The sequence below is a fragment of the Burkholderia sp. MSMB1826 genome (assembly GCF_001526325.1).
Classification (GTDB): Bacteria; Pseudomonadota; Gammaproteobacteria; order Burkholderiales; family Burkholderiaceae; genus Burkholderia.
On record NZ_LOYN01000018.1, the window covers coordinates 84,129 to 96,916 of the forward strand.

Sequence of the window (12,788 nt, forward strand, 5' to 3'; positions counted from 1 at the left end):
AGCGAATATAGTGAGCATCGGGGACGTTTTTCGGGAGACCACAATGATGTCGGGGCATCTGTTCTGGTGGGTCGGAGTCGGCGTGCTGGTCGTCGCCGAATTGCTGACGGGCACGTTCTACCTGTTGATGATCGCGCTCGGCTTTCTCGCGGGCGGGGCGTTGCAACTGGCCGGTTTCGCGCCGCACGTGCAGTTCGGCGCGGCGGCCGTGGTCGCGATCGTCGCGATGATCGTGCTGCGTCGTTCGGGGCTCGGCCGCAAGCAGAAGCGCGACACGTCGACGAATCCCGACGTCAATCTCGATATCGGCTCGACCGTTACGGTCGATGCGTGGCATGACGGCCGCGCGCGCGTACGGTATCGCGGCGCCGACTGGGACGTCGAGCTCGCGCACGGCGAGCGCGACGATGCGCACGTGTACCAGGTGAGCGCCGTGCGCGGCAACCGCCTCGTGGTCGTGGCGAAACCCGCGGGCTGATCGTCCGCTGATACAACAAGGAGGAAATATTCATGGATTCGCTGATCATCTGGGTTGTCCTGCTCGTCATCGCGATCGTGATCGTGTCGAAGACGGTGAAGATCGTGCCGCAGCAGCATGCATGGGTGCTCGAGCGCTTCGGGCGCTATCACGCGACGCTGTCGCCCGGTCTCAATATCGTGCTGCCGTTCGTCGATCGCATCGCGTACCGGCACGTGCTGAAGGAAATTCCGCTCGACGTGCCGAGCCAGGTCTGCATCACGCGCGACAACACGCAGTTGCAGGTCGACGGCGTGCTGTATTTTCAGGTGATGGATCCGATGAAGGCGTCGTACGGGTCGAGCAACTTCGTGCTCGCGATCACGCAGTTGTCGCAGACGATGCTGCGCTCGGTGATCGGCAAGCTCGAGCTCGACAAGACCTTCGAGGAGCGCGATTTCATCAACCACAGCATCGTGTCGGCGCTCGACGACGCCGCGGCGAACTGGGGCGTGAAAGTGCTGCGCTACGAGATCAAGGACCTGACGCCGCCGAAGGAGATCCTGCACGCCATGCAGGCGCAGATCACCGCGGAGCGTGAAAAGCGTGCGCTGATTGCCGCATCCGAAGGCCGCAAGCAGGAACAGATCAACCTCGCGTCGGGGGCGCGCGAAGCCGCGATCCAGAAGTCCGAAGGCGAGCGGCAGGCCGCGATCAACCAGGCGCAGGGCGAAGCCGCCGCGATTCTGGCGGTGGCCGAGGCGAACGCGCAGGCGATCCAGAAAATCGCGACCGCGATTCAGTCGCAAGGCGGGATGGACGCGGTGAACCTGAAGGTCGCCGAGCAGTATGTCGGCGCGTTCTCGAATCTCGCGAAGCAGGGCAACACGCTGATCGTGCCGTCGAACCTGGCGGATCTCGGCACCGCGATCTCGTCGGCGCTGACGATCGTCAAGAGCGCGGGGGCGGCCGCGGGCGCGAAGGGCTGAACGTGACGCGCGTAGTTAGCGTGCCCGCGATGCAGCGTAGGAGAGGCTGTGCGACGGGATTGCGCCGCGCATGTGCTGAAGAGGTGCGCGGGCATGCGGCGAATCGTCGCGCAGCTTCAGCGTAGCCGCGTATGCATGGCCGGAGCGCGACGCAGCGATTCACCCGGCGTAGTGAGCGGCGGTCCGGCCGGCGCTCACACGCATTGCACGACACAATGCAACACGGCCCGCTTCGAGCGGGCCGTGTCGTTGGCGATGAGCGTCGCGAGCGTCAGGCGCCGGCGCGCATGATGCGCGCCTTCTCGCGTTCCCAGTCGCGTTTCTTTTCGGTTTCGCGCTTGTCGTGCAGCTTCTTGCCCTTCGCGAGCGCGATGTCGCACTTCACGCGACCGCCCTTGTAGTGGAAGTTCAGCGGCACGAGCGTGTAGCCGCGCTGCTCGACCTTGCCGATCAGCTTCTTGATTTCCTCGCGGTGCAGCAGCAGCTTGCGCGTGCGAACCGGGTCGGGCTTGATGTGCGTCGAGGCTTCGGGCAGCGGGCTGATATGGGTGCCGATCAGGAAGATCTCGGCGTTCTTCACCACGACGTAGCCTTCCTTGATCTGGCCGCGCCCGGCGCGCAGCGCCTTGACTTCCCAGCCTTCGAGCACGAGCCCCGCCTCGTAGCGTTCCTCGATGTGGTAATCGAAGTGCGCTTTCCTGTTGTCGATGATGCTCATGAAAGGATCGGGCCAAGTCGTTTAAAATCACGATTTTAGCAAAGCGGGGCGAGAATCGCCCGGCTTGGCGTTCCTACTTTGAGCGATGCCGCGCGATTTATGGCAGATGTCCAGAAAACCGTATTGATCCGTCATTCGGCGGAACAGATGTTCGACCTCGTCACCGACGTGGCCGACTACCCCAATTTCCTGCCCTGGTGCGGCGGTGTCGAGATTCGCCGTCAGGACGAGAGCGGGATGGAAGCGCGCATCGACATCAACTTCAAGGGCATCAAGCAGCATTTCGCGACGCGCAACACGCAGCAGCGCCCGACGCGGATCGACATGGAGTTCACGGACGGCCCGTTCAAGAAGTTCACGGGCTCGTGGCGTTTCACGGCGCTGCGCGCCGATGCGTGCAAGATCGAATTCGCGCTGCATTACGAGTTCTCGAGCATCCTGCTCGAGAAGATCATCGGGCCGGTGTTCAGCCACATCGCGAACACGTTCGTCGATTCGTTCGTGAAGCGCGCGGACCAGCGCTACGGAAAGGGGTGACGCGATGCTGTCGATCGAAGTCTGCTACGCACTGCCGGACCGCCAGACGCTGATTCCGCTGTCGCTGCCCGAAGGCGCGACCGTGCGCTCGGCAATCGACGCGAGCGGCGTGCTCGCGCTGCATCCGGAGATCGATCTCGCACACGCGAAGACGGGCGTCTACGGCAAGCTCGCGCCGCTCGACGCGCCGCTCGTCGATCACGACCGCGTCGAGATCTACCGTCCGCTGATCGTCGATCCGAAGCTCGCGCGCCAGCGGCGCGTCGACAAATCTCGCCGCGACGGCTCGATCGAGGGCCGCAAGTGGATGCACAAGGACGCGCGCTGACGCGTCGTTCGCCCCGATTGGTCTGATCGAACGCCGCGGCGCTCAGTGGGCCGCGGCGTTTGCGTTTGCCGGCGCGCTGCCCGGCGTGTCGCCGTGCCGTCGCACCGAGCCGTATACACCGGCGAGCAGCAGCACGAGTGCGGCGATCTCGAGCGCGTGCGGCATCCGCCGGTCGTACACGAACGCGTACAGCATCGCGAACACGGTTTCGAACACGATCAGCTGACCCGACAGCGTGAGCGGCAGCCGCTTCGACGCGGCATTCCACAGCCCGTTGCCGAGCCACGATGCGCCGATCGCGAGCACGAGGTTCAGCAGCCAGAACAACTGCCAGCGCGACGCCGGGACGGCCGGCTGCACCATGCCGGCCGGCAGCGCGAGGATCGCCAGCCAGCAGAGCCCGCCGAGCAGGCCCGTCACGACACCCCACAGCACCGACCATTCGTTGCCGCCGAAGCGGTGATGACGTTGCAGGTAGCGTGCATTCGCCACCGCGTACCAAGTCCAGCTCGCGAGCGCGCCCGCCGCGCACGCGATGCCCGCGAGTTTCTGGGCCAGCGTCGTGGCGTGCGCGGCTTCGGACGTGAACAGGTCGACGTTGATGCAGACGATGCCCGCGATCACCAGCGCGAGCGGGGCGGCGAGCCGCCGCAGCGGCACGGCGCCATGGTCGCCGAGGCCCGCGAGCGTGACGGTCACGGGCAGCACGCCGACGATCAGCGAACTCGGCGCGATGCCGATCAGGTGCACGGCGCCGGACAGCAGCATGTAATACGCGACGTTGCCGACGATGGCGAGCTTCACCAGGGCGGCGAGATCCTCGCGGGTCAGCCGCGCGAGCAGCGAGCGGGCGGCGGGCAACGCGGCCGCGAGCGACACGAGGCCGTACATCGCGTAGCGGCCGGCGCTCAGCAGCAACGGCGAGAAATCGGTCAGCAGCCGCGGAACGAGAAACACCATGCCCCACAGGGCGCCTGCCAGGACACCGTACACCACGCCGCGCTGCATCGACCGCTCCGAACAAATGACCGAGGTGCGCGCATCTTAGCGAGGCCGTCGCGGCGGCGTCTTGTTCATTCCTGCACTCGGGGCGGGGCGCGGCGCGTCGAACGGCTTCGACGGGCGGCGCATCAATCTTCTGCCGGATCGGGTGGCGCCTGCGTGCCGTCGGTGGCGGCACGCGTGCGCGCCGGGCGGCGCACGGCGCGCAGCTTGCCGCTGTTGCCGCCGCCGCAGTAGAAGCGGTCGTGACCGTCGGATTCGAGCCCCGAGACGCCGACGCCGGCCGGCATGTCGATCTGCTCGAGCACCTGGCCCGTGCGCGGATCGATGCGCCGCAAGTCGCTCTGGTCGGCTTCCCACGTGCCGTGCCACAGCTCGCCGTCGACCCAAGTCACGCCGGTGACGAAGCGGTTCGATTCGATCGTGCGCAGCACGGCGCCCGATTGCGGATCCACCTGATGAATCTTGCGTTCGCGGTACTGGCCGACCCACAGCGTGCCTTCCGCCCATGCGAGCCCCGAATCGGCGCCGCCGCCGGGCGCCGGAATCGTCGCGAGCACGCGGCCCGATTCGGGGTCGATCTTCGCGATGCGGTCCTCGACGATCTGGAACAGATGGCGGCCGTCGAACGCGGTGCCCGCGTGCGCGGCGACGTCGAGCGAACGGACGGTCGTGCCGCGCTCGGGGTCGAGCGCATTCAGCTTGTCGCCGGACGCATACCACACGTGCTGCCCGTCGAACGTGACGCCGTGTACGCCGTCGACGCCCGGAAACGGGCCGTACTCGCGAAGGATGTCTGCAGCGGAGCGTTTCATGTTCGTCACCTCGTCGTTCGATGAGGCCATCCTAATCGCCCGGCAACGCGACCGGGAGTAACAAGGTCGTCGCGAATCCGGGCAGCGGCGGCGTCAGCCAGCGGCGCGCGCGTCCGCGCCCGAGCGCCTGTACCTTGCCGGTTTCCGCGAGCGCATCGAGCGCGCGCTGCACGGTGCGCTGGCTGGCGCCAAGTGCGAGCGCCAACGCGGAGCTCGACCACGCTTCGCCGTCGGCGAGGAGCGCGAGCACGGCCGCATGGCGATCGTCGACCGGGCGCGCGAGGACGACGGTCTCGCGCACGCCGAGCGGCTCGAGCGCGAAGCCGCGCGGCGTCGCGACGACGTTCGCGAGCGGGCGCAGCACCGCGCGCAGCCGGCCCATCTCGACACGCAGCCGCGCGCGATGCGATTCGTCGGCCTGTTTCGCGCGGAACGCGGCGGCGACGAGCGCATTTCTCGACACGTCGGCCGGCCATGCCTCGCCGAGCGCACGGGCGAGCACGAACAGCACCGGACGCCGCGCGAGGGACACGGTCGTGCGCGCATCGCGCACCGTGTGGCGGCACGCGTCGACGACGAGCGCATTCGACTCGAACAGCGTCTCGACTTCGTCGAGCGGCACGAGCCGCGACGTGCCGCGCGCGATGAGCCGCGCGGCCGGTGCGTCGAGCACGCGCGCGGCGGTGTCGACCTCGGCCGCCAGCGCGGCGATGCCGGCGGCGTGGGCGGCCGTTCGCGCCCGGGCAAGCGCCGCACGGGCCGCGTGCGTGCGAATGCGGCGCATCGCGATACCGGCCGCGATCAGTTCATGGGCGGCGCGCGAGGCGGGCGGCAGCGGCGTGGGATCGAGATGCGCGAGCAGCCGCTCGGCCTCGTCGAGATGGCCGATCAGCAGCAACCGGCGCACGCCGAGGTAGCGGGCATGCGCGGCGTTCGCGCGGTCGCCGTGCGCATCGAGCGTCGCGCAGGCCGCATCGAGCGCACGCGCGGGCCAGTGCAGGTCGCGCGACGCGAGCGCGATCTCGGCTTCCGCGACGACGCAGCGCGCCCGTGCGACCGCTTCCTTCGCGCCGAACGCACGGGCGGCGCCGCGCACGAGCGCCCGTGCACGGTCGAAATCGCCGAGCTGCGCGAGCGCGATGCCGCGCAGCGCGAGCGCCGGCGCATCGTCGCGCAGCGCGACGCGGTTCAGCGCACCGAGCGCGTCACCGGCGGCGAGCGCGCGCGCGGCCGCGGTGATCAGCGAATCCATTCGAATCCCGACACACTTGTCACTCCCTCCGGTCCGATGCCCGGCACTAATCTAGCACCACGCACACGGCCCCGTACGCCGTGCCCGGATACCCATCGGAAGGAGGAACCCGCAATGACGACCCATCTCACCGGAACCCGCGACGAATGGCTGGCCGAACGCCGCGCGCTGCTCGACGCGGAAAAGGCGCTGACGCGGCAAAGCGACGAACTCGCGCGGCGGCGCCAGGCGCTGCCGTGGGTGCGCGTCGACAAGACCTACCGGTTCGATACCGAAGCAGGGCAGGCGACGCTCGACGACCTGTTCGGCGGCCGTTCGCAATTGCTCGTCTATCACTTCATGTTCGGCCCCGACTACAAGGCCGGCTGCCCGTCGTGCTCGGCGCTCGCCGACGGCTTCGACGGCTTCGCCGTGCATCTGGCGCATCACGACGTGACGCTCGCGGCCGTGTCGCGCGCGCCGCTCGCGAAACTGCTCGCCTACCGACAGCGGATGGGATGGACGTTTCCGTGGGCGTCGTCGGTCGGCAGCGATTTCAACTTCGACTTCAACGTGTCGTTCACCGAAACGCAGCAGCGCGCGGGCGACATCGAATACAACTATGCGCGGGCCGCTCACGCGATGGACATGGATCCGCCGCCGGCGCCCGTCGTGCAGTTCGCGGCCACGTGCGGCACCGACGCGGCCACGTATTCGCTCGACCGGCCGGGGATGAGTGCGTTCGTGCGCGAGGACGGCGCCGTCTATCACACGTATTCGACCTACGCGCGCGGCCTCGACGGATTGTGGGGGATGTACCAGTGGCTCGATCGCGCGCCGCGCGGCCGCAACGAGGCCGGCCCGTGGTGGCGCCGTCACGACGAGTACGCGCGGGGCTGAGCGGCCGGCTGCGAGCGGGAGCGCGCGATGACGCGGCCGACAACCGGCGACGCGGCAGCCGATCCGCGGGCATTCGGCGCGGCGGCCGTGGCCGTGTTCGTGGTCGCCGCGATGGCGACGCTGGCGCAGCACGCGTCGATGGCCGCGATGGGCGGCGAACCGATGTCCGGCGGCTGGGTGGCCTCGGCCGTCTGGCTGCGGCCGTGCGGCCGGGGCGCCGGGCGCGCATTCGCGGCGTTCGTCGGAATGTGGGGCGCGATGACGGTGACGATGATGCTGCCCGTGCTCGCGCCGCAGCTCTGGCATGACTGGCAGCGCATCGGTCCGCGGACGGCGCGGTCGGCCTGGCTCGTCGTCGTCGTGGGGGCGGGATATTTCTCGGTCTGGATGGCGCTCGGGGCGCTCGTGTTTCCGGCCGGCGCCGCACTGACGACGGCCGGCGCCCGGCTCCCGGCGCTCGCCCGTGCGATGCCCTTCGCGGCCGGCGCCGTTGTGGCGGCCGCGGGCGCGTTGCAATTCTCCGGCTGGAAGGCGCGCCGGCTGGCGTGCTGCCGGCACGCGGCGGCGCACGCGCCCTGGCCGCGGGCGGCGCCGGTCACGGCATGGCGGTACGGCGTGCGCGCTGCCACCCGATGCGGCGCGTGTTGCGGGAACCTGATGGCGGTCGCGCTGGCGGCCGGCATGATGGATCTGCGCGTGATGGCCGCGGTGACGGTGGCGATCGCCGCCGAACGCGTGGCGCCGGCCGGCGAACGCGTCGCGCGGATCGTCGGTTGCGCGGCGGTGGCGGGCGGCGTGGCGATGATCGTCCGCGCGGCCGGGCTGGCGTGACGCGCGGCAGGCCAGCCGCTTCGGCGGGGCGCCGGGCCGTGCGCGGCCGCTGCCGCCGCGGCCGTGTGGCCCCGCCGCGACACGGGCGCTTGCCGCCCGGCCGCGTTTGCGCGAATGGCTCGATGCGGCGATGAAACGAAAAGCGATCGAAAACGAACCGAACGGCGATCCGAACGATTCGGCCCCCGAACGGGCGAAACCGCCTAAGCCGTTGTTCGTGTTGTGAAAATTCGCAGCGCTTCGCGTATAATTCGCTTTTGCGCCCATAGGATTTGCCATGCGTCTGATCCAAAAAGCACTCACTTTCGATGACGTGCTCCTCGTTCCCGCCTTCTCCGACGTTCTCCCGCGCGACACCAGCCTCAAGACCAAGCTGACCCGCAACATCTCCCTGAACATGCCGCTCGTGTCCGCCGCGATGGACACGGTCACCGAAGGTCGCCTCGCGATCGCGATGGCGCAGCAGGGTGGCGTCGGTATCGTCCACAAGAACCTCACGCCGGCCGAACAGGCCCGCGAAGTCGCGAAGGTCAAGCGTTTCGAGTCGGGCGTCGTCCGCGACCCGATCACGGTCCCGCCGCAAATGAAGGTGCGCGACGTGATCGCGCTGTCGCGCCAGCATGGCATCTCGGGCTTCCCGGTCGTCGAAGGCCCGCAGCTCGTCGGCATCGTCACGAACCGCGACCTGCGCTTCGAAACGCGCCTCGACGAGCCGGTCAAGTCGATCATGACGCCGCGCGAGCGCCTCGTCACGGTCAAGGAAGGCACGCCGCTCGCCGAAGCGAAGGCGCTGATGCACAGCCACCGCCTCGAGCGCGTGCTGGTCGTCAACGACGCGTTCGAGCTGCGCGGCCTGATGACCGTCAAGGACATCACGAAGCAGACCGAGCACCCTGACGCGTGCAAGGACGAACACGGCAAGCTGCGCGCAGGCGCGGCGGTCGGCGTCGGTCCGGACAACGAGGAGCGCGTCGAGCTGCTGGTGCAGGCCGGCGTCGACGTGATCGTCGTCGATACCGCGCACGGTCACAGCAAGGGCGTGCTCGAGCGCGTTCGCTGGGTCAAGCAGAACTTCCCGCACGTCGAGGTGATCGGCGGCAACATCGCGACGGCCGCCGCCGCGAAGGCGCTGGTCGAGTACGGCGCGGACGCGGTCAAGGTCGGTATCGGCCCGGGCTCGATCTGCACGACGCGGATCGTCGCGGGTGTCGGTGTGCCGCAGATCAGCGCGATCGCGAACGTCGCCGAAGCGCTGAAGGGCACCGGCGTGCCGTGCATCGCCGACGGCGGCGTGCGTTTCTCGGGCGACGTGTCGAAGGCCCTCGCGGCCGGCGCGAACGCGGTGATGATGGGCAGCATGTTCGCGGGCACCGAAGAGGCGCCGGGCGACGTGTTCCTGTATCAGGGCCGCCAGTACAAGTCGTATCGCGGCATGGGTTCGGTCGGCGCGATGAAGGACGGCGCGGCGGACCGCTACTTCCAGGACAACTCGGCGAACATCGACAAGCTCGTGCCGGAAGGCATCGAAGGCCGCGTCGCGTACAAGGGTTCGGTCAACGCGATCCTGTTCCAGCTGGTCGGCGGCGTGCGCGCCAGCATGGGCTACTGCGGCTGCCGCACGATCGACGAACTGCACGAGAAGGCCGAATTCGTCCAGATCACCGCGGCGGGCATGCGCGAGTCGCACGTGCACGACGTGCAGATCACGAAGGAAGCGCCCAACTATCACGTGGACTGATCGCCGATGAAACCGCTGCTGCGAGCCGTGCTGATCGTCGATGCCGTGCTGCTGCTGGCGTTCGGCGTGCTGTTCGTGCTGACGCCCTGGCAGGCGCTGTTCAACGCGCTGCAACTGGCGAACATCGAGCCGGCGATGCTCGGCCAGGCGTTCGGTATCGCGCTGCTCGGGCTCGCGTGGCTCGCGTTTCATGCGGCGTTCAACGGCGACCTCACGGCGCCCGTCGCGCGGTCGGTCGGCCACGTGTACTGGCTGACCGGCGTGCTGACGGTCGTGTGGTCGATCGGCACCGGCAGCGGGCCCGCGCTCGCGGCCGCCGGCCGGGTGCTGTCGGCCGTGGCCGGAGTCGCGCTGATCGTGCTCGGCCTCGGCGGCGTGCGGCTCGCATCGGCCGTGCGCCGGCGCGAGAAAGTGCAGGCGCTCGAAGGCCGGAGCGCGCAGCGTCCGGTCGAACCGGCGCCGGCCTCCGCAGCGCAGCCGCGGGTCGAGCCGGTCGTCGGCCGTCCGGTGGCGCCTGCGGCGCCGGCTGCGGCGACCCCGTCGGCTGCGTCCGACCGCGCATCAGGCAGCGTCGCGTTCGACGCGCGCCCGCCGTCGCAGGATTGACCGGCGATGCGTCGCGCGTGCCGCCTGCCGCCCGACGCCGCCGACCATGCTTTTGACGCAGCGCTCGATGCGCTGCTTTTCTTATTCTCTTCATCCCGTCCGCAGCCATGCACGACAAAATCCTGATTCTCGACTTCGGTTCGCAAGTCACCCAACTGATTGCACGGCGCGTGCGTGAAGCGCACGTCTACTGCGAAATCCATCCGAACGACGTGTCCGACGACTTCGTCCGCGAGTTCGCGCCGAAGGCGGTGATCCTGTCGGGCAGCCACGCGAGCACGTACGAAGACCATCAGCTGCGCGCGCCGCAGGCCGTGTGGGAGCTCGGCGTGCCGGTGCTCGGCATCTGCTACGGGATGCAGACGATGGCCGTGCAGCTCGGCGGCAAGGTCGAGTGGAGCGACCATCGTGAATTCGGCTACGCGGAAATGCGTGCACACGGCCATACGCGCCTGCTCGACGGTATCGAGGATTTCACGACGGCCGAAGGCCACGGGATGCTGAAGGTCTGGATGAGCCACGGCGACAAGGTGGCCGAGCTGCCGCCGGGCTTCGCGCTGATGGCGTCGACGCCGAGCTGCCCGATCGCCGGCATGGCCGACGAGGCGCGCGGCTACTACGCGGTGCAGTTCCATCCGGAAGTCACGCACACGGTGAAGGGCCGCCAGATCCTCGAACGCTTCGTGCTGCAGATCGCCGGCGCGAAGCCCGACTGGATCATGAAGAACCACATCGAGGAAGCCGTCGCGAAGATCCGCGAGCAGGTCGGCGACGAGGAAGTGATTCTCGGCCTGTCGGGCGGCGTCGATTCGAGCGTCGCGGCCGCGCTGATCCATCGTGCGATCGGCGATCAGCTGACGTGCGTGTTCGTCGATCACGGCCTGCTGCGCCTGAACGAAGGCAAGATGGTGCTGGACATGTTCGAGGGCCGCCTGCATGCGAAGGTCGTGCACGTCGATGCGTCCGACCAGTTCCTCGGCCACCTGGCCGGCGTGACCGATCCGGAAGCGAAGCGCAAGATCATCGGCCGCGAGTTCGTCGAGGTGTTCCAGGCCGAGGCGAAGAAGCTGTCGAAGGCGAAGTGGCTCGCGCAGGGCACGATCTACCCGGACGTGGTCGAATCGGGCGGCACGAAGACGAAGAAGGCGACGACGATCAAGAGCCACCACAACGTCGGTGGCCTGCCGGAGACGCTCGGCCTGAAGCTGCTCGAGCCGCTGCGCGACTTGTTCAAGGACGAAGTGCGCGAGCTGGGCGTCGCGCTCGGCTTGCCGCCGGAGATGGTGTACCGCCACCCGTTCCCGGGCCCGGGCCTCGGCGTGCGGATTCTCGGCGAAGTGAAGCGCGAGTACGCGGACCTGCTGCGCCGTGCGGACGCGATCTTCATCGAGGAGTTGCGCGGCACGACGGCCACCGCGCAGGACGCGGCTGCCGGCCTGTGCGGCGAGGCCGACGTCGGCAAGACGTGGTACGACCTGACGAGCCAGGCGTTCGCGGTGTTCCTGCCGGTGAAGTCGGTCGGCGTGATGGGCGATGGGCGGACGTACGACTACGTGACGTCGCTGCGCGCGGTGCAGACGACCGACTTCATGACCGCACACTGGGCGCACCTGCCGTATGCACTGCTCGGCCGCGCGTCGAACCGGATCATCAACGAAGTGCGCGGGATCAACCGGGTCGTGTACGACATCTCGGGGAAGCCGCCGGCGACGATCGAGTGGGAGTGATACGGCGTCGAGGTGTGTCGCGATGACTGATAGCGGCATCGGATGATGCGGACGCCCGGCGGGGATACCTGCCGGGCGTTGTTGTTTGTGTTGTTGGCGGTCGAATTCGGTTGACGATACTGGAGGACCTATTCATGCAAACCGGCTATGCTGAGGTGCCGCAGCTGACGCTGCCTGGATTCGAGGCAACTCGATTGATGCCGGAGCATCGTCTTTTCTTTGCCGTGATGCCCGACCCGGGCACCGCTACGCGCATGACCGAGCAGCGCGCGCGTCTGGGCTCCGATGTGCGGATCAGCGGTCGCTCGCTCGACGCTGAGCGTCTGCATGTCACGTTGTACAGCTTGGGCGACTTCGTGCATGTGCCGGAGGTGATTGTCGAGCGGGCATGTTTCGCCGCAGCAACTATCGATGTGGCGCCGTTCGGTGTGACGTTTGATCAGATGTTCCGCTTCAACGGGCGACCGGGTCATCGGCCTTTCGTGCTGACGGGGAGCGACGGCCTGGACGCGTTGGTCATGTTTCAGCGCCGCCTTGTCGACGCTCTCAGAGGAGCCCGTCTGCGTATTTCGGAAACGCGTTTCACGCCGCATCTCACGTTGCTGTACGGCGATGGAAAATTCAGTCGGTGCGACCTGGAGCCGATCACCTGGACAGTGAACGAATTCGTCCTGATCCGCAGCTGGCTCGGCAAGACGCATTACGACGTTATCGGGCGTTGGCCGTTGACGGGCCAGGTCGCGAAAGACTGAATCGTTCACGATTTGCAATCCTGCGATGGATAGAGTCGTGCCCTGAACGGCAGACGAAAGACCGCGATTCCGTGGTGGGGTGAGGTCGGGGCAGTTCGCCCTGTTTCTGGACGCAGTACGCATCTGACGGCGCACATATCCCGCTGTTTTCGAGCGA

At 68.1% G+C, this 12,788-nt stretch carries 14 protein-coding genes; 10 read left to right on the forward strand and 4 right to left on the reverse strand.

From position 1 onward, the window contains the following. Positions 1-43: 43 nt before the first annotated feature. Positions 44-478 carry an NfeD family protein gene (locus WS95_RS10740; RefSeq protein ID WP_059823772.1) on the forward strand — a complete coding sequence of 145 codons (435 nt, stop codon included), beginning with the start codon at positions 44-46 and terminating at the stop codon, positions 476-478. Between the two features lie 32 nt (positions 479-510). Further along, positions 511-1,446 carry an SPFH domain-containing protein gene (locus tag WS95_RS10745; protein ID WP_034207649.1) on the forward strand — a complete coding sequence of 312 codons (936 nt, stop codon included), beginning with the start codon at positions 511-513 and terminating at the stop codon, positions 1,444-1,446. Positions 1,447-1,717: 271 nt separating this feature from the next. On the opposite strand, the gene smpB is transcribed toward WS95_RS10745, so the two are convergent. After that, a complete protein-coding gene (smpB, locus tag WS95_RS10750; protein ID WP_034181129.1) occupies positions 1,718-2,164 on the reverse strand; it encodes an SsrA-binding protein SmpB in 447 nt (148 codons plus the stop codon). Positions 2,165-2,263: 99 nt separating this feature from the next. On the opposite strand from smpB, the gene WS95_RS10755 reads away from it, so the two are divergent. Next, the gene (locus WS95_RS10755; RefSeq protein WP_034188832.1) at positions 2,264-2,701 is read left to right on the forward strand and encodes a type II toxin-antitoxin system RatA family toxin; all 438 of its coding nucleotides are present in this window, start codon (positions 2,264-2,266) and stop codon (positions 2,699-2,701) included. A 4-nt stretch (positions 2,702-2,705) separates the two neighbouring features. Beyond that, positions 2,706-3,029: an RnfH family protein gene (locus WS95_RS10760; RefSeq protein ID WP_050012887.1), complete on the forward strand. Its 324-nt coding sequence runs from the start codon at positions 2,706-2,708 to the stop codon at positions 3,027-3,029. 42 nt (positions 3,030-3,071) lie between these two features. Here the strand turns inward: WS95_RS10760 and WS95_RS10765 are convergent, their stop codons facing one another. From WS95_RS10765 to WS95_RS10775, 3 genes are all read right to left on the reverse strand, one after another. Beyond that, a complete protein-coding gene (locus WS95_RS10765) occupies positions 3,072-4,037 on the reverse strand; it encodes a DMT family transporter (RefSeq protein ID WP_059780857.1) in 966 nt (321 codons plus the stop codon). Between the two features lie 122 nt (positions 4,038-4,159). Continuing rightward, positions 4,160-4,846, reverse strand: a complete 687-nt coding sequence (locus WS95_RS10770) for a Vgb family protein (RefSeq protein WP_059823872.1) — start codon at positions 4,844-4,846, stop codon at positions 4,160-4,162. A gap of 31 nt (positions 4,847-4,877) precedes the next feature. Then, complete coding sequence (locus WS95_RS10775) at positions 4,878-6,098, reverse strand: hypothetical protein (RefSeq protein WP_059823774.1); 1,221 nt, start codon at positions 6,096-6,098, stop codon at positions 4,878-4,880. 114 nt (positions 6,099-6,212) lie between these two features. On the opposite strand from WS95_RS10775, the gene WS95_RS10780 reads away from it, so the two are divergent. From WS95_RS10780 to WS95_RS10805, 6 genes are all read left to right on the forward strand, one after another. Next, a complete protein-coding gene (locus WS95_RS10780) occupies positions 6,213-6,977 on the forward strand; it encodes a DUF899 domain-containing protein (RefSeq protein ID WP_059780860.1) in 765 nt (254 codons plus the stop codon). Between the two features lie 27 nt (positions 6,978-7,004). Then, positions 7,005-7,808 carry a DUF2182 domain-containing protein gene (locus WS95_RS10785; protein ID WP_059823776.1) on the forward strand — a complete coding sequence of 268 codons (804 nt, stop codon included), beginning with the start codon at positions 7,005-7,007 and terminating at the stop codon, positions 7,806-7,808. A 277-nt stretch (positions 7,809-8,085) separates the two neighbouring features. Next, complete coding sequence (gene guaB, locus WS95_RS10790; RefSeq protein ID WP_034207642.1) at positions 8,086-9,546, forward strand: IMP dehydrogenase; 1,461 nt, start codon at positions 8,086-8,088, stop codon at positions 9,544-9,546. Positions 9,547-9,552: 6 nt separating this feature from the next. Beyond that, positions 9,553-10,152 carry a hypothetical protein gene (locus WS95_RS10795; protein WP_059823777.1) on the forward strand — a complete coding sequence of 200 codons (600 nt, stop codon included), beginning with the start codon at positions 9,553-9,555 and terminating at the stop codon, positions 10,150-10,152. A 107-nt stretch (positions 10,153-10,259) separates the two neighbouring features. Beyond that, the gene (gene guaA, locus WS95_RS10800; RefSeq protein ID WP_059505925.1) at positions 10,260-11,879 is read left to right on the forward strand and encodes a glutamine-hydrolyzing GMP synthase; all 1,620 of its coding nucleotides are present in this window, start codon (positions 10,260-10,262) and stop codon (positions 11,877-11,879) included. Between the two features lie 134 nt (positions 11,880-12,013). Further along, positions 12,014-12,631, forward strand: a complete 618-nt coding sequence (locus WS95_RS10805) for a 2'-5' RNA ligase family protein (RefSeq protein WP_059823874.1) — start codon at positions 12,014-12,016, stop codon at positions 12,629-12,631. Positions 12,632-12,788: the final 157 nt, after the last annotated feature.

Coding starts and splice junctions, on each gene's coding strand:
- WS95_RS10740 (WP_059823772.1), top strand. CDS start 44: ATGATGTCGGGGCATCTGTTCTGGTGGGTCGGAGTCGGCGTGCTGGTC.
- WS95_RS10745 (WP_034207649.1), top strand. CDS start 511: ATGGATTCGCTGATCATCTGGGTTGTCCTGCTCGTCATCGCGATCGTG.
- smpB (WP_034181129.1), bottom strand. CDS start 2,164: ATGAGCATCATCGACAACAGGAAAGCGCACTTCGATTACCACATCGAG.
- WS95_RS10755 (WP_034188832.1), top strand. CDS start 2,264: ATGGCAGATGTCCAGAAAACCGTATTGATCCGTCATTCGGCGGAACAG.
- WS95_RS10760 (WP_050012887.1), top strand. CDS start 2,706: ATGCTGTCGATCGAAGTCTGCTACGCACTGCCGGACCGCCAGACGCTG.
- WS95_RS10765 (WP_059780857.1), bottom strand. CDS start 4,037: ATGCAGCGCGGCGTGGTGTACGGTGTCCTGGCAGGCGCCCTGTGGGGC.
- WS95_RS10770 (WP_059823872.1), bottom strand. CDS start 4,846: ATGAAACGCTCCGCTGCAGACATCCTTCGCGAGTACGGCCCGTTTCCG.
- WS95_RS10775 (WP_059823774.1), bottom strand. CDS start 6,098: ATGGATTCGCTGATCACCGCGGCCGCGCGCGCGCTCGCCGCCGGTGAC.
- WS95_RS10780 (WP_059780860.1), top strand. CDS start 6,213: ATGACGACCCATCTCACCGGAACCCGCGACGAATGGCTGGCCGAACGC.
- WS95_RS10785 (WP_059823776.1), top strand. CDS start 7,005: ATGACGCGGCCGACAACCGGCGACGCGGCAGCCGATCCGCGGGCATTC.
- guaB (WP_034207642.1), top strand. CDS start 8,086: ATGCGTCTGATCCAAAAAGCACTCACTTTCGATGACGTGCTCCTCGTT.
- WS95_RS10795 (WP_059823777.1), top strand. CDS start 9,553: ATGAAACCGCTGCTGCGAGCCGTGCTGATCGTCGATGCCGTGCTGCTG.
- guaA (WP_059505925.1), top strand. CDS start 10,260: ATGCACGACAAAATCCTGATTCTCGACTTCGGTTCGCAAGTCACCCAA.
- WS95_RS10805 (WP_059823874.1), top strand. CDS start 12,014: ATGCAAACCGGCTATGCTGAGGTGCCGCAGCTGACGCTGCCTGGATTC.